The sequence below is a fragment of the Klebsiella sp. 141203 genome (genome assembly GCF_032601985.1).
GTDB classification, from domain to species: domain Bacteria; phylum Pseudomonadota; class Gammaproteobacteria; order Enterobacterales; family Enterobacteriaceae; genus Klebsiella; species Klebsiella aerogenes.
This window is the reverse complement of sequence record NZ_JAQIRL010000002.1, coordinates 384607-400208: the sequence shown is the minus strand read 5'-3', so window position 1 is coordinate 400208 and position 15602 is coordinate 384607. Positions and strand designations below refer to the sequence as shown.

Annotated in this window: 13 protein-coding genes; 6 read left to right on the top strand and 7 right to left on the bottom strand. The window is 55.4% G+C overall.

Annotation, left to right across the window (positions count from 1 at the left end; translation table 11 throughout):
* Window positions 1–133 precede the first annotated feature (133 nt).
* Both PGR29_RS09610 and PGR29_RS09605 read left to right on the top strand, forming a co-directional pair.
* Window positions 134–1435, top strand: coding sequence for an MFS transporter (locus PGR29_RS09610; protein WP_113374838.1), 1302 nt, complete (start codon window positions 134–136; stop codon window positions 1433–1435).
* A 15-nt stretch (window positions 1436–1450) separates the two neighbouring features.
* Window positions 1451–3814 carry a glycoside hydrolase family 31 protein gene (locus PGR29_RS09605; protein ID WP_316424450.1) on the top strand — a complete coding sequence of 788 codons (2364 nt, stop codon included), beginning with the start codon at window positions 1451–1453 and terminating at the stop codon, window positions 3812–3814.
* Window positions 3815–3947: 133 nt separating this feature from the next.
* Here the strand turns inward: PGR29_RS09605 and PGR29_RS09600 are convergent, their stop codons facing one another.
* The gene (locus tag PGR29_RS09600; RefSeq protein WP_015367567.1) at window positions 3948–5540 is read right to left on the bottom strand and encodes an ABC-F family ATPase; all 1593 of its coding nucleotides are present in this window, start codon (window positions 5538–5540) and stop codon (window positions 3948–3950) included.
* A gap of 179 nt (window positions 5541–5719) precedes the next feature.
* Between PGR29_RS09600 and PGR29_RS09595 the strand changes: the two genes are divergently transcribed.
* Window positions 5720–6502 carry a tyrosine-protein phosphatase gene (locus PGR29_RS09595; protein WP_047049100.1) on the top strand — a complete coding sequence of 261 codons (783 nt, stop codon included), beginning with the start codon at window positions 5720–5722 and terminating at the stop codon, window positions 6500–6502.
* 198 nt (window positions 6503–6700) lie between these two features.
* The gene (gene ldtB, locus PGR29_RS09590) at window positions 6701–7615 is read left to right on the top strand and encodes a L,D-transpeptidase (protein ID WP_015367569.1); all 915 of its coding nucleotides are present in this window, start codon (window positions 6701–6703) and stop codon (window positions 7613–7615) included.
* Window positions 7616–7706: 91 nt separating this feature from the next.
* Here the strand turns inward: ldtB and PGR29_RS09585 are convergent, their stop codons facing one another.
* From PGR29_RS09585 to mntR, 5 genes are all read right to left on the bottom strand, one after another.
* Window positions 7707–8423, bottom strand: a complete 717-nt coding sequence (locus PGR29_RS09585; protein ID WP_087860015.1) for a GntR family transcriptional regulator — start codon at window positions 8421–8423, stop codon at window positions 7707–7709.
* A 60-nt stretch (window positions 8424–8483) separates the two neighbouring features.
* Entirely contained in the window at window positions 8484–9860 is a 1377-nt protein-coding gene (locus tag PGR29_RS09580) for a glycoside hydrolase family 1 protein (RefSeq protein ID WP_316424449.1), read from the bottom strand.
* Between the two features lie 156 nt (window positions 9861–10016).
* The gene (locus tag PGR29_RS09575) at window positions 10017–11057 is read right to left on the bottom strand and encodes an aldo/keto reductase (RefSeq protein ID WP_032712937.1); all 1041 of its coding nucleotides are present in this window, start codon (window positions 11055–11057) and stop codon (window positions 10017–10019) included.
* Window positions 11058–11164: 107 nt separating this feature from the next.
* Window positions 11165–12277, bottom strand: coding sequence for an anion transporter (locus tag PGR29_RS09570; RefSeq protein ID WP_316424448.1), 1113 nt, complete (start codon window positions 12275–12277; stop codon window positions 11165–11167).
* Window positions 12274–12741: a manganese-binding transcriptional regulator MntR gene (gene mntR / locus PGR29_RS09565; RefSeq protein ID WP_113373913.1), complete on the bottom strand. Its 468-nt coding sequence runs from the start codon at window positions 12739–12741 to the stop codon at window positions 12274–12276. Before mntR ends, PGR29_RS09570 begins: the two co-directional genes overlap by 4 nt.
* Before the next feature lie 186 nt (window positions 12742–12927).
* Between mntR and mntS the strand changes: the two genes are divergently transcribed.
* Window positions 12928–13053 carry a manganase accumulation protein MntS gene (gene mntS / locus PGR29_RS09560; RefSeq protein ID WP_015367575.1) on the top strand — a complete coding sequence of 42 codons (126 nt, stop codon included), beginning with the start codon at window positions 12928–12930 and terminating at the stop codon, window positions 13051–13053.
* Window positions 13054–13321: 268 nt separating this feature from the next.
* On the top strand, window positions 13322–14899 hold the full coding sequence (locus PGR29_RS09555; RefSeq protein WP_316424447.1) for a phosphoethanolamine transferase: 1578 nt from the start codon (window positions 13322–13324) through the stop codon (window positions 14897–14899).
* Between the two features lie 67 nt (window positions 14900–14966).
* On the opposite strand, the gene ompX is transcribed toward PGR29_RS09555, so the two are convergent.
* Complete coding sequence (ompX, locus tag PGR29_RS09550; RefSeq protein WP_015367577.1) at window positions 14967–15482, bottom strand: outer membrane protein OmpX; 516 nt, start codon at window positions 15480–15482, stop codon at window positions 14967–14969.
* Window positions 15483–15602 lie beyond the last annotated feature (120 nt).

Here is a 15602-nt window from a genome sequence, read left to right as displayed (position 1 = left end):
TCCAATATCTTCCATACTAGTTATACCAATGGATATTGAAATAAAAACAAATAATTCAAATGGTTAGAACTATTACGTGACGACCCAGCGCCTGGATCGTCACTTCCCCCTACAACGTCTTGTGGAGAGTTCTATGAGTCAAGGCCTCAACAATGATATGGCAGTCAGCAAAACGCGCCGGGTAGTGAAAAACCTGCGCTGGTGGGTGCTGGTACTGTTTTTACTTGGCGTCACCGTCAACTACATCACACGTAACTCGCTGGGGATTATCGCCCCGGAACTGAAAGCCACACTCGGTATTACCACCGAGCAATATTCGTGGATCGTCGGCGCATTTCAGCTGGCTTATACCATCTTCCAACCGCTGTGCGGCTGGCTTATCGACGTCATCGGGCTCAAGCTGGGCTTTATGGTTTGCGCCACGCTGTGGGCGGTAGCCTGTATCGCGCACGCCGGCGCCGGCAGTTGGCTGCATCTGGCTATTTTGCGCTTCTTTATGGGCGGCGCGGAGGCGGCCGCCACCCCGGCTAACGCTAAAACCATCGGCGAGTGGTTCCCGAAATCCGAACGGCCGATCGCCGCCGGCTGGGCTGGCGTCGGCTTTTCTATCGGCGCGATGCTGGCGCCGCCTATCATCTACTTCGCCCACGCCTCCTTCGGCTGGCAGGGCGCGTTTATGTTTACCGGCGTGCTGGCGCTGCTATGGGTCGTGCTGTGGTGGGTGTTCTACCAGAGCCCGGAAAAACACCCGAATCTCAGCCAAGGCGAGCTGGAGTACATCAAGCAGGATAACGAAGCGCCGCCGGTGAAGCTGCCCTTTTTTACCGCGCTAAAAACCGTCTCGAAGAATAAACGTTTCTACGGTATCGCCATCCCCGCTTTTATGGCCGAGCCCGCCTGGGCGGTGCTGAGCTTCTGGGTGCCGCTGTACCTGGCGAAAGAGCACGGTATGGATCTTAAACAGATAGCGATGTTCGCCTGGCTGCCGTTCCTCGCCGCCGACCTTGGCAGCGTGGTCAGCGGCTACCTCACCCGCCTGTACGTCCGTTGGTTCGGCTGTACGCGAGTCAACTCGGTCATCGCCAGTTCCGTTACCGGCGCGTTTCTGATGATCTCGCTGGCGCTGGTCGCCATTACCCGCGATCCCTATATCACCATCATCCTGATCTCCATTGGCGGTTTCGGCCACCAGATCATCTCCTGCATGCTCAGCGCGCTGGTGGTGGAGTCTTTCGACAAGGGACAAATGGCGACGGTCAACGGTATGCGCGGTTCCGCGGCGTGGATCGCCAGCTTCCTGTTCTCATTATTAATCGGGGTGACCGCCGACAAAATCGGCTTCAACCCGCTGTTTATCGCCATGGGGTTCTTTGACCTGATTGGCGCCGTTTTCCTGGTGGCATTTATTGCTGAACGTCGCGCCAAGCGCGCCTGAGAGTGGATGTAAAATATGAAGACGTTGAAACACTGGAGTTTGCACCAACAGCAGGAGCATCACGTTGAACTGACCGTTGATGGTCAGCACACTTTATGTCTGTATGTGCTGGAAGAGAATTTATTCCGCGTCCTGCTGAAGCGCCAGGGCCAACTGGCGCTGGATCGCACATGGAGTATCGCCCCGCAGCAGGATGTGCCGTGGGAAGGCCGCGCGCGGGATGACCTCAGCGGTTTTAGCCTCCCGGCCTGGCAGATGACCAAAGAAGATGACGCACTGACCATCGCCACCCGCCAGCTGCGCGTCACCGTCCACCAGCCGCTATGGCTGGAGTGGAGCTATCGCGACGACGCCGGCGAGTGGCAGACGCTCGCCAATGACCGCCCAACCAGCGCCTATCTGGCAAATGCCCACGGGGATGGCGTCGCCCATTATCTCAGCCGCCGTAAAGATGAGCGTTTCTATGGTTTGGGTGAAAAGGCCGGCGACCTGCAGCGTAACGGTAAGCGCTACGAAATGCGTAACCTCGATGCCATGGGCTACAACGCCGTCAGCACAGACCCGCTGTATAAACATATTCCGTTTACCATCACGCAGCGCAGCGATATCAGCTACGGCCTGTTCTATGACAACCTGAGTAGCTGCTGGCTGGATCTAGGTAATGAAATCGACAACTACCACACCGCCTATCGCCGCTGGCAGGCGGAAGCCGGCGACATCGATTATTACCTGTTTACCGGTAAGCAGGTGCTGGATGTGACCAAGGCGTTCGTCCGTCTGACCGGTAAAACGCTGTTTGGGCCGAAATGGAGCCTCGGCTATAGCGGCTCGACGATGCACTATACCGACGCGCCGGATGCGCAAAATCAGCTGATGAACTTTATCCGCCTGTGCGAGCAGCATGCGATCCCCTGTGATTCGTTCCAGCTCTCTTCCGGCTATACCTCAATCAACGGCAAACGCTACGTCTTTAACTGGAACTACGACAAGGTGCCGCAGCCAAAAGTGATGAGCCAGTCGTTCCACGATGCCGGGCTGAAACTGGCTGCCAATATCAAACCGTGCCTGCTGCAGGATCACCCGCGCTATGGCGAAGTGGCGGAACGCGGCCTCTTTATTCGCGATTCGCAAACCGATGCTCCCGAACGTTCCAGCTTCTGGGACGATGAAGGTTCGCATCTCGACTTCACCAACCCGCACACCGTGACCTGGTGGCAAGAAGGCGTAACCACCCAGCTACTGGAGATGGGTATCGATTCGACCTGGAATGATAATAACGAGTATGAGGTATGGGACGGCGAAGCGCGTTGCTACGGCTTTGGCCGCGAAATCGCCATTAAGCATATTCGCCCGGTGATGCCGCTATTAATGATGCGCGCCTCGCTGGAAGCGCAGCAGCGTTTTGCGCCGCAAAAGCGCCCGTATCTGATCTCCCGCTCCGGCTGTGCCGGGATGCAGCGCTACGTACAGACCTGGAGCGGCGACAACCGCACCAACTGGGATACGCTGCGCTATAACACCCGTATGGGATTAGGGATGAGTCTTTCCGGGCTGTTTAACGTCGGCCATGACGTCGGCGGATTCTCCGGCGATAAACCCGAGCCAGAACTGTTCGTTCGCTGGGTGCAAAACGGCGTGATGCATCCGCGCTTTACCATTCACTCGTGGAATGACGACCAGACGGTCAATGAACCCTGGATGTACCCGGAAATCACCCCGGCGATCCGCTCTGCCATCGAGCTGCGCTACCGTCTGCTGCCCTATTTGTACACCCTGTTATGGCAGGCGCATGCCGATGACGAACCCATGTTGCGCCCGACCTTCCTCGATCACCAGCACGATACCCAGACATTCGCCGAGTGTGATGACTTCATGCTGGGGCGCGATCTGCTGGTGGCAAGCGTAGTAGAGCCCGGCGCCCGTCAGCGCCAGCTGTGGCTGCCCGATAATCAGGACGGCTGGTACGATTTTTACAGCCACCAGTGGTTCGCCGGTGGTCAGTGGGTGACGCTGGACGCGCCGCTGGAAAAACTGCCGCTGCTGGTCCGCGCCGGCGCCGGTCTGCCGCTCAGTGAACGTATCAGCCACGTCGATGCGCAAAAAGACGATCGTCGCGAACTGCAGTTGTTCCCGCTGAAAGGCACCGGCTCAACCCGCGGCCTGCTGTTTGAAGACGACGGCGAAAGCTGGGGCTATAAAGAGGGTGATGCGCTATGGCTGGAGTGGGAAATGACCTGCAGCGCCACTAGTGTAAACCTGAATATTAACGCTCGCGGCAACTATCGCCCGGCGTGGAAAGCGCTGAAGCTCTTATTACCAGCGGGAGAAAAACGCCAACTGCTGGTGAATGGCGTCGAAGGGACCGAGTGGAGACTCTGACCAAGTCCCGCTGAAACCGCCGGTATTGGTGGTCTCGAAATCCCCGGTGGCGCTACCGCTTACCGGGGCTACAGCACTATGCTGTTTGGTAGCCCGGGTAAGGCGTAGCCGCCACCCGGGTAACGGAGAGGGGTTACTCGATACCTTTACTGCGCAGGTAATCTTCGTAGTTGCCGCTGAAATCGATGACGCGTTCTGGGGTGATCTCCAGTACGCGAGTTGCCAGCGAGCTAACGAACTCACGGTCGTGAGAAACGAAAATCAGGGTGCCCTGATACATCTCCAGCGCCATGTTCAGCGATTCGATCGATTCCATATCCAGGTGGTTAGTCGGTTCATCCATCACCAGGATGTTCGGTTTCTGCATCATCAGCTTACCGAACAGCATGCGTCCTTTCTCGCCGCCGGAGAGGACTTTCGCCGGCTTTTTAATATCGTCCTGGCTAAACAACAGACGACCAAGGATACTGCGTACCGCCTGCTCGTCATCGCCTTCCTGTTTCCACTGGCTCATCCAGTCAAAGACCGTCAGGTCGTTCTCGAAATCTTCGGCATGATCCTGAGCGTAGTAGCCGATACGGGCGTTTTCCGACCACTTGACGGTACCGTTATCCGCTTCCAGTTCGCCGACCAGCGTTTTCAGCATCGTTGATTTCCCGACGCCGTTGGTCCCCAGTACCGCCAGCTTTTCGCCAACTTCCAGCAGCAGATTAACCCCTTTGAACAGCGGGCCGTTATCAAAGCCTTTCGCCAGCGCTTCCACTTCCAGCGCGTTACGGAACAGTTTCTTATCCTGTTCGAAGCGAATAAACGGGTTCTGACGGCTGGAGGCTTTCACTTCATCCAGCTTAATTTTATCAATCTGACGGGCACGGGAAGTCGCCTGACGCGATTTTGAAGCGTTGGCGCTAAAACGGCTAACAAAGGCCTGCAGGTCGGCAATTTGCGCTTTCTTCTTGGCGTTATCGGCCAGCAGACGCTCACGCGCCTGGGTCGCCGCGGTCATATATTCGTCATAGTTGCCCGGATACACGCGCAGTTCGCCGTAATCGAGATCCGCCATATGGGTGCAGACCATGTTCAGGAAGTGACGGTCGTGCGAAATGATGATCATGGTGCTGTCGCGTTCGTTCAGCACCTGCTCCAGCCAGCGAATGGTGTCGATGTCGAGGTTGTTCGTCGGTTCATCGAGCAGCAGGATATCCGGATTGGAGAACAGCGCCTGCGCCAGCAGGACACGCAGTTTCCACCCCGGCGCGACTTCGCTCATTGGGCCGTAATGTTGCTCCACCGGAATACCGACGCCGAGCAGCAGTTCACCGGCGCGCGCTTCGGCGGAATAGCCGTCCATCTCGCCGTATTTTACTTCCAGGTCGGCCACTTTATAGCCGTCTTCCTCGCTCATTTCCGGCAGCGCGTAGATGCGATCGCGCTCTTGCTTCACTTCCCACAGCTCGCCGTGGCCCATGATAACCGTATCCAGCACGGTGAACTCTTCGAAGGCGAACTGATCCTGGCGCAGCTTACCGATACGCTCGTTCGGGTCGAGCGAAACGTTGCCCAGCGTCGGCTCAAGATCGCCGCCGAGGATCTTCATAAACGTGGATTTGCCGCTGCCGTTGGCGCCAATCAGGCCGTAGCGGTTGCCGCCGCCAAATTTGACGGAGATGTTTTCAAACAGCGGCTTACTGCCAAACTGCATGGTGACGTTGCTGGATACTAGCACGAGGATATCCTGAAAATAGAGAATTAGGGATGTGATGAACCAGACATTATGCCAGCAAATGGTTCACTTTTCACGGGCTGCGGTAAAAAGCCCGCCAATAACTATGCTATGGTCAGGGTTTTACCGCAAAATGACCGATTGCTAAGACATAATAATTATCCGCAATTCAGAGGGAATTTATGACCACCCGCACCAGCCATCCTGCATTTATCTCGCTTCAAGGCGGCATCAACTTTCGCGACCTCGGCGGTCAACGCGCGGCCGATGGCCGGCGCGTACGTTCTGGCAAACTGCTGCGCTCGGGTTCGCTGCACAACATGACGCCGGAGGATCTCAATCATCTCAGCGCTATTCCGCTGAGCCGGGTGCTGGATTATCGCGATCCGACAGAGGTCAATCGCAGCCCTGACCGGCTAAATAGCGAAGCCTTCTACCTCAACGCTCCGGCCAATCCGCTTTCCAGCAGCGTCAATGCGAAAGTCACCGAGTTTAACGCCGCGACCCTCAACACCATGGACGGCGAGCAGTTTATGCTACAACTCTACCGCCAGTTGCCGTTTGATAACGCCGCCTATCGCCAGTTGACTCAGTGGTTGATGGAACCTTTCGACGGCGCGCTGCTGCAGCACTGCGCGGTTGGTAAAGACCGTACCGGCGTCGGCTGCGCCCTGACGCTGTTCGCGCTTGGCTGCGATAGCAATACGGTCATGGAAGAGTATCTGCTGACCCAGGGGATGCTGGCGCAGGTCGAAGGATTCCTGCTCGACACCTTCGGCGAAGGCCTTAATGATAACGGACGTAAAAATCTCGCCGCCATCATGACCGTCCAGGAGTCGTATCTGGCGACCGCGTTGTCCAGCATTGAACAACGTTACGGTCATGTCGACCGCTGGCTGGAGCAGGAATATCGCCTGACGCCGCAGGCGCGCGAAGCGTTGCAGTCACGGCTGCTGGAAGATTAATCCGCGTTTCGATAACCAGACAATTCGCCGTGAAAGCGGCGCGTTGCGCACTACACTAGTAGCAACAGGAAAAAATTGTGATTTCGTACACATCTGATTTACCTGTTTATCGGAAAGCACATATAATGCGCTCCCATCTACTATCTGAATATCTAACAAGGCCCGTGTGGCGTTGACACCGCGCACGACATGAAGAATATGAAATTATCGACACTCTTAGCGGCAGCCTTCGCCATCGTGGGCTTTTGCAACACAGCTTCAGCTGTTACCTATCCTCTGCCGACCGACGGCAGCCGTCTGATTGGCCAGAACCAGGTCATTACTATTCCAGACGATAATAAACAGCCGTTGGAATATTTCGCTGCCAAATACCAGATGGGTCTGTCCAACATGCTGGAAGCGAACCCGGGCGTGGATACCTACCTGCCGAAAGGCGGTACCGTGCTGAATATTCCGCAACAGCTGATTCTGCCGGACACCGTGCATGAAGGTATCGTTATCAACAGCGCCGAGATGCGTCTGTACTACTACCCGAAAGGCACTAATACCGTCATCGTACTGCCGATCGGTATCGGCCAGTTGGGCAAAGATACGCCGATCAACTGGACGACCAAAGTTGAGCGTAAGAAAGCGGGCCCGACCTGGACCCCGACGGCGAAAATGCACGCCGAATACGCCGCGGAAGGCAACCCGCTGCCGGCAGTCGTGCCAGCAGGCCCGGATAACCCGATGGGCCTGTACGCGCTGTATATCGGTCGTCTGTACGCCATCCACGGTACCAACGCCAACTTTGGTATCGGCCTGCGCGTGAGCCATGGCTGCGTGCGTCTGCGTAACGAAGACATCAAATTCCTGTTTGAGAACGTGCCGGTCGGCACCCGCGTGCAGTTTATCGATGAGCCGGTGAAAGCCACCACCGAACCGGATGGCAGCCGCTACGTCGAAGTACATAACCCGCTGTCGACCACCGAAGCGCAGTTCAAAGGCGGCGAAATCGTGCCTATCAGCCTGACTCAGGCCGTGCAGTCGGTGACCAGCCAGCCTGACGTTGACCAGAGCGTAATGGATCAGGCGATCCAGAACCGTTCAGGGATGCCGGTGCGCCTGAACTAAGTTCAGCAACCACATGAAAACGGCGGGCCTGGTGCCCGCCGTTTTTTTATCTGCATCTGCTAAGCGCAGCGCCAGCAGGGAGCTCTCCCGGTTAGCCGTTATTGACCAGAATGACCCCGCCATGATCGTAGCGGTAGCGGCAGTGCGCGTACTCCAGCGGCGTACCGTCTTCCAGATAAATCACCTGCTCAACCTCCAGCACCGGGTCGGTCGGCTCGCAGTTAAGATGTAATTTATCCAGCTCATCCGGCTTCATCGCCCGCACCACCCGATACGACCCCATCAGCTTCAGCCCCAGCGTCTCCTGCACATAACGAAACACCGAACTCTGCAGATGGCTTTTATTGAGTCCCGGCACCAGCGCTACCGGCATCACCGTTAAATCCAGCGAAACCGGCTCGCCGTTAAGCAACCGCAGGCGGACGAAGTCATACACCGGCGCATCGGCGTCGATCAGCAGCGAACTCTGCTCCTTCTCGCTGGGAAAACGCAGCTCAAAGCGCACAACTACGCTTTGCACTTCGCCAAGATGCTCCCAGGTTTTGGTGGCGCCGAAATAGTCGCTGCCGGGCAGTTCCCACTGCGATAGCTGGAGGAAATTTTTCCGCACAAAGGTGCCCTGCCCTTTGCGGGTGTAGATAAGCCCCTCGACAATCAGCTGACGCATTGCCTGCTGGATGGTCATCCGGCTGGTATTGAACTCTGCCGCCAGCGCAAACTGGTCGGGTAACGGCGCGCTGGCAGGATACTGCTGGCTGATGATCCGCTTTTTTATTTCCCGCGCGATATTAAGATACTTCGCCGTCATTCTCCGATCCTTTACTATTTTGTGAAGGGCTGGCGGGCGGCATACACCGCCCGCGTGCCGTTACATCTCTTCGCCATTACTGTGAATCACCCGCTTCAGCCACGCGTAGCTTTTCTTCGGCACCCGCTTCAGATCCTTAAGATCGTGGTTTTCACGATTGACGTACACCACGCCGTAGCGTTTACGCATGTCGCCCTGCGAGCTAAGGATATCGATTAATCCCCAGCCGAGATAGCCTATCACCTGCGCCCCGTCTTCAAACATTGCCGCTTTCATGGCGTCAATGTGATCGCGGTGATAGGCAATACGATAATCATCAGCGACCGGATTTTCGCCATCCCAGGATTCAATTACCCCGATACCGTTTTCAATCGGGAAGACCGGCAGCCGCCAGTCGTTGTAATAGCGGGTAATGATCATGCGGAATCCCAGCGGATCGATCTGCCAGTTCCATTCCGTCGCCTTCAGGTATGGATTGTCCTGATTACCGAAGAGCATGTAGTTATTCACCGCCGTGCCCGGCGGAATCGCATCGCTATTGAGCGCGCGGCTGGCGTAGTAGCTGAATGCCAGATAGTCGACCTTCACCCTCGCCATCAGCGCGATATCTTCAGGGCGATAGATATCATCAAAACCTTCACGGGCGACAAAATGCATCACCTCCGGACTATAGCCCTCGCCCGCGTACGCGCGCAGCAGGTTCTGGTTTAAAAACTCGTCCAGTTGCTGGGCGCACAGAATATCGCGCGGCTTACAGGTTGCCGGATAGACCAGCGCATGGGCCAGCATTCCGCCCATTAGACACTGTGGTTTGGCCTGATGCAGATAGTCGGTGAGATGAACGTGCGCCATCATCACGTGGTGCTGAATTTGGTAAAGCTCGCGCAGCGTTTTATCGCCACGCAGATAACCGGTGATCAGAAAAGCCTCCGGCGAATGGTAAAGATTCTGTTCGTTGAAGGTCAGCCAGTACTTCACCTTATCGCCGTAGCAGTCGATCATCTTCTGGCCATAGCGGATAAAGGCGTCCATTACCCGGCGGTCGGTAAAACCGTTGTAGCGCTCCGCCAGCGACAAGGGCATATCGAAGTGATAGAGGCAGATCATTGGTTCAATACCGCGGGCAATGAGCTCATCAATAAACTGATGGTAGAACGCGATCCCCTCTTCATTGAACTCGCCATCACCCTGCGGGCAGACGCGGCTCCAGGCTATCTGGAAGCGATAGCAGTTCATGCCCAGATCCTGCATTAAATCGAAATCTTCGCGGAAGCGATGGTAAGAGTCGGTCGCTACCTTCCAGTCCGAGGCGAACTCCGACGGTTCACGGATATCGTATACCGACATCCCCTTCCCCCCCTCATTCCACGCCCCTTCGGTCTGCATGCTGGAGACCGAATTACCCCATAAAAAATTGGCCGGTAGTTTGTCTTTCATGGTTCGCCTCTGTATATGACTAGTCATTTAAATGTTATGACTAGTCATATACAAAAAAACCGCCGCCGAAGCAAAAGCAGGATCGTTTTCTGTGAGCCATACAAACAAAAAAGATCGCCGCAAGCGGCGATCTTTATAAGCACGGAAAAAACGGCGTTACTGCGCGTCAAGCTGCTTACGGCGATATTCCCCCTGGCGCTCCAGCATCCAACCCGGATACTCGCGCGGCAGCGCGCTGACCGCGTCAAGCTGGCGTAACTCATCTTCACTCAGGCGAATAGCGGTGGCGGCAATGTTATCCTGCAATTGTTCGGCCCGTTTGGCGCCAATAATAACGCTGGTGACCGCCGGCTGATGCAGTAACCACGCCAGCGCAATCTGCGCCACCGAGACCCCTTTCGCTTCGGCTATCACCTGCATAACGTCAATGCAGTCAAAGGCGCGATCTTTATTCACCGGCGGGAAGTCGAACTCCAGGCGACGACCGCCCGCTTCCGCCTGCCCATCGCGGCGATATTTACCGCTCAGCAGTCCGCCCGCCAGCGGGCTCCAGACCATCAGGCCGAGACCTTCGCTTTGCATCATCGGCACCAGTTCGCGCTCCAGGTCACGCCCGGCAATCGTGTAGTAAGCCTGAAGAGAAGCAAAGCGCGAGAGCCCAAGGCGTTCCGCGATGCCCAGCGCTTTGGCGATTTGCCAGGCCGCCCAGTTAGAAACACCGATGTAGCGCACGTGCCCCTGCTGCACCAGAGTGTCCAGCGCCGACAGCGTCTCTTCGATAGGCGTCGCCGGATCGAAACCGTGTAATTGGTAGAGATCGATATGATCGAGCTGCAGGCGGCGCAGGCTCTCTTTCACGCTGCCCATAATGTGGTAGCGGGAGCTGCCGCGCGAGTTCACCCCAGCGGTGCCGGTTTCGCCGAACACTTTGGTCGCCACCACCACGTTTTCACGCGGTATCTTCAGATTCTTTAACGCCTGGCCGGTTATCTCCTCCGAGCGTCCTTCTGAATAAACGTTGGCGGTATCGATGAAGTTGATGCCCGCATCCAGCGCGCTGCCCACCAGCTGTTCGGCTTCCGCCTGGCGCAGCTGGCCGATTTTTCCCCACATCCCCTCTTCGCCGCCGAAGGTCATGGTGCCAAGGCACAGCTCAGAGACAAACAGGCCGGTATTTCCCAGTTTTTGATAACGCATAGCAGTGTCCTCATTCGGATGATTAACGTCAGCCAGATAGTTATAGCCCGAGCGTCGTCATCGCGAATGGGGTGTTCCTGCCCGTTTCTTGCCCAATCCTCTGAAAATCAGCGCCACAGCGCGAGCAAGGCGTAACCGGTGAGTGCCGCCCAGATCAGCAGCGGAATGGAATAAAGATGAAAGCGCCACCAGATCCGGCGGTCGCCGGCCATCCGCAACGCAATCAGATTCGCCAGCGACCCGGGCAGTAGCCCAAAGCCGCCGACGTTCACCGCCCACGCTAACAGCATCGTTGGCGGTACGTAATTAAGCAGCAAAATAGTCGATGGCACGTTGCTGATAAACTGCGACAGTCCGATTGCCGTTAGCCACAGCCCGCCGGAAGAGAGCTGGCCGACGCCGTTCAGCCACTGCTGCAGCACCGGCAGCTGCGTCAGCAGGTGAACGTCGATAAACATCGCCATAAACACCAGCAGCAGCGACCAGTCGACGTTGATAATCACCGCTCGCGCCAGCAACAGGAACCCGACGGCAATGAGCGCCAGTCCCCAGAGTTCCTGCTTCATCTCCAGCGCCGCCAGAAAGATAAGGTAGAAAGCGAGGCAGCTCCACACCAGCTTAGGCCGCCACTCCGGCGCTTTGTCGCTACTTTGATAATTGAGCCGAGCGGCGGGGAAACAGAACCAACACAGCACCAACAGCGTGATCATCATCGCCGCCGCCAGCGGCAGCATCTGGCCGATAAAGGCAAGAAACGATAGCCCGGAGCGCCCCCACAGTAAGATATTCTGCGGATTGCCGATGGGCGTTAATAAAGAGCCGGCATTAACCGCCAGCGCTTCAAAAATAATCAGCCGGTTCACCGGGATGGCGCACCATTTTTTCAGCGTCAACGTGAGGGGGACGACGATGAACAGCGCGACGTCGTTGGTCAAAAAAGTGGAAAGCAGCGCGGCAGCCAACACCATAAAGATGGCCAGCTGGCGTTCGGTGACGAAACGGCGCGCCATTTTACGCCCCAGTAAATCAAAATAACCGCTCAGTTCAATCCCTTTTGTCAGCAGCATCAGCCCGCTGAGCGTGATGATAGTGTGCCAGTCGATAGCCTTCCCCCAGCGCCGAGGCGCGAAAGGAACGAACAGGCTAAGAATAATGGCGATAAGCAATAAAAGATGCAGGAAACGGTCACGGGCGAGCGACTGCACAAAGGGGAGATTCATTCCGCGTGTAATCTCTGGGTAAACAGCTTAAATTGCGCCAGCGTCTCTTCGCTGACGTGGTGCTCCATTCCTTCCGCATCGCGGCGGGCAATCTCCGCACTCACGCCAATCGCCAGCAGAAAGTTTTCCACAATCTGATGACGCTCGCGGCTTTCATGGGCCAGCTTTTCCCCTTCCGGGGTTAAGAAGATCCCGCGCCAGGGGATTTGTTCGATCAAGCCGACGCTCGCCAGACGTTTAAGCATTTTCGCCACCGTCGGTTGCGAAACGCCAAGACGCGCAGCCATATCCACCTGGCGCGCTTCGCCCACTTCGTTGATCAGATCGGAGATCAGCTCCACATAATCATCAATCAGCTCGCGACGATGCGCTTCGCGCACCTGACGGAACCCCTCTACGTGTTCTTCGACATTAACCAGCTGCGTCACTTTTTTAGTTATGGGCTTACCTGCGCGACGGTTCATTGTGCTTCCTCGTTGGTGTGACGCGTCAAGCATCATATAAAAGGATCCACATTGTAATGGATTGCGCCCGTAGCACAAAAAAATAACATTTTAGCCATAGCTATAAAATATAGCCTGTGCTATATCTGTATGTAATGCAAACAGCCATCACGGATTTGACGGCGCGAAAACGCAGGAGGAATAACCATGAACGAATTCAAGAGGTGCTTAAACGTGTTTAGCCATTCACCCTTTAAAGTACGCTTAATGCTGATCGGCATGCTGTGCGACATGATCAACGGCAAACCGCAGCAGGATAAACCTAACCACTAACGCGGCGTCGCGGTACGCCGCTTCATTTTTTTGTCATTTTTCCCCGTTAACCTACCCGGTTTCCTCGCCTTTCAGCGCTTTTTTCAAGTTTTGTAAGCTTTCTCGCAAAACAATCTGTTATGAACAGTTGACCTTACCATTCGCAGGCCCTATCGTTTGTCAGCCCTGCCACTACTGCGGCTCGCAGAGACCCTCTTCACGCACTGTCCAGCAGGTTTTACCCCCTTGATGCCAGGGGACGAACATGGCGTCTTGTTGATTACGAATTATGAATGTCACTCTGAAAGAAACGCTGGCCGCCCGCAGGCTGGCCCTGAACCCGTGGACAGGATTCTACTTTTTACAGTCGCTGTTGATTAATCTGGCGCTTGGGTATGAATTTAGCTTGCTCTATACCGTTGCGTTTACCTGCGTACTCCATCTGCTGTGGCGCACCTTCCCGCGGGTACAAAAAGGCGTTGTTGGCCTCTATTCCCTGCTGGCCGCAATGTACTATCCCTTCGGCCAGGCTTACGGCGCGCCGAACTTCAATACGCTACTGGCTCTGCACGCGACCAACGTTGAAGAATCGACGGAAATACTCACTATTTTTCCGTGGTACAACTATTTGCTGGCGGTATTTATCTTCGCCCTCGGCGTCATTGCCGTACGGCGGAAACCGCAGCCGCCCACGCGCCTTGGCAAAGTGGAATATCTGGGGCTGCTGTTTAGCATCGGTATCTTCTTTCTACAGCCAGTGCAAAATCTGGCCTGGGGCGGCGTCTTTAAAGTCATTGATAGCGGTTATCCCGCCGTGCGCTTCGTAAAAGACGTGATCGTTAATAACAACGAAGTGCTGGATGAACAGGCGCGGATGGCGCAATTGGCTAACATGAAAGATAGCTGGCACGTGCTGGCGGTGAAGCCGAAGTACCATCTCTATGTCGTGGTGATTGGCGAGAGCGCGCGCCGCGATGCCCTTGGCGCTTTCGGCGGCCACTGGGACAACACGCCGTTCGCCAGCTCGGTTAACGGCTATCTGTTTAAAAACTACGTGGCCGCCAGCGGCTCCACGCAGAAGTCGCTGGGCCTGACCCTCAACCGGGTGGTTGACGGCAAACCCCAGTATCAGGATAACTTCGTCACCCTCGCCAACCGCGCAGGCTTCCAGACCTGGTGGTTCTCCAATCAGGGACAAATTGGTGAATACGACACCGCTATCGCCAGCATCGCCAAACGTGCCGATGAGGTGCAGTTCCTGAAAAACGGTGATTTTGAAGCCAATAAAAATACTCAGGATGAGCAACTGCTGAAACTGACCGAGCAAGTCTTATCAGTCGAGCGCAGCCAGCCCCAGCTGATCGTATTGCATATCATGGGCTCACACCCGCAGGCCTGCGATCGTACCAAAGGCAAATACACCACCTTTGTGCAGTCAAAGGAGACCTCATGCTATCTCTACAGCGTGACGCAAACCGACGCGCTGTTGGCGAAGCTCTACGGTCAGCTGCAGAATTCCGGCAGCACTTTCTCGCTCACCTATTTTTCCGATCACGGTCTGGCGTTTAAAGAGCGCGGTAAAGCGGTGCAATATCTCGCCCATGATGACAAATATCAACAGAACTTCCAGGTGCCGTTTATGGTGCTCTCCAGCGACGATAAAGCGCATAAGATGATTAAAGCCCGCCGCTCGGCGAATGATTTCCTCAGCTTCTTCTCGCAGTGGACCGGCATCAGCGCACAGGAAATTACCCCACGCTATCGCTTTATCTCGGAACAGAAAGCCGGACCGGTGTATATCACCAATTTCCAGTTACAGAAGGTGGACTACAACCATCTGGGCAGCGACGAGTTTACCGTCAACTAAGCGGGGCCCGAATCGCAGGCAAAAAAAATCCGCCCCTTGAGGCGGATTTTTTATATCACCGAAGTGATTAGAAGCGGTAACCTACGCCAGCAATCCAGGTGCCGACGTCAACGTTACGAATGCGAGACTGCTCGTAGGAGAAGTCCAGGGCAACGTTTTCGATCGGGTTGAACTGCATACCAGCGCCGTAAGAGAAACCGTAGTCGCTCATGTCGGATTTCTGGTTCGGGAAGTTGTTGTTCTGGAACTTACCGTAGCCAACACCGATTACGCCGTAGATGCTCGCCCAGTCGTTCAGACGGTAAGCCGGACCAGCGGTGATGCCGTAGTACTGACCTTTGTTGTAAGTACCGTTGCTGGTGTTGTCTTTTTCGGTGTAGGTGAAGGAACCGATAACGCCCAGCGGGTTGTTATCTTGCTCGTAACGGTACTTAAGGTTGAAACCGCCTGCTTTGTTAGCTTTACCCTGCATGTCGCTCTGAGCGTAACCACCGGTAACGGTAGAAGTTGCAGCGAAAGCAGTAGTACCTACGGATGCAGCCAGAACAACGGCCAGTGCTGAAAGACGTGCAATTTTATTCATAACCACCTCAAATGTGTTTCTAATAAGTCCTAAGTCTTAAATATATCAAAAACTTTTGGGAAACTCTTTTGACTTTACATTGTCTAACATACTTTTTCATGTAAGCAAAAGTTTCCACGA

Coding starts and splice junctions, on each gene's coding strand:
- ompX (WP_015367577.1), bottom strand. CDS start 15,482: ATGAATAAAATTGCACGTCTTTCAGCACTGGCCGTTGTTCTGGCTGCA.
- PGR29_RS09605 (WP_316424450.1), top strand. CDS start 1,451: ATGAAGACGTTGAAACACTGGAGTTTGCACCAACAGCAGGAGCATCAC.
- PGR29_RS09570 (WP_316424448.1), bottom strand. CDS start 12,277: ATGAATCTCCCCTTTGTGCAGTCGCTCGCCCGTGACCGTTTCCTGCAT.
- PGR29_RS09555 (WP_316424447.1), top strand. CDS start 13,322: ATGAATGTCACTCTGAAAGAAACGCTGGCCGCCCGCAGGCTGGCCCTG.
- ldtB (WP_015367569.1), top strand. CDS start 6,701: ATGAAATTATCGACACTCTTAGCGGCAGCCTTCGCCATCGTGGGCTTT.
- mntR (WP_113373913.1), bottom strand. CDS start 12,741: ATGAACCGTCGCGCAGGTAAGCCCATAACTAAAAAAGTGACGCAGCTG.
- PGR29_RS09580 (WP_316424449.1), bottom strand. CDS start 9,860: ATGAAAGACAAACTACCGGCCAATTTTTTATGGGGTAATTCGGTCTCC.
- PGR29_RS09595 (WP_047049100.1), top strand. CDS start 5,720: ATGACCACCCGCACCAGCCATCCTGCATTTATCTCGCTTCAAGGCGGC.
- PGR29_RS09575 (WP_032712937.1), bottom strand. CDS start 11,057: ATGCGTTATCAAAAACTGGGAAATACCGGCCTGTTTGTCTCTGAGCTG.
- mntS (WP_015367575.1), top strand. CDS start 12,928: ATGAACGAATTCAAGAGGTGCTTAAACGTGTTTAGCCATTCACCCTTT.
- PGR29_RS09585 (WP_087860015.1), bottom strand. CDS start 8,423: ATGACGGCGAAGTATCTTAATATCGCGCGGGAAATAAAAAAGCGGATC.
- PGR29_RS09610 (WP_113374838.1), top strand. CDS start 134: ATGAGTCAAGGCCTCAACAATGATATGGCAGTCAGCAAAACGCGCCGG.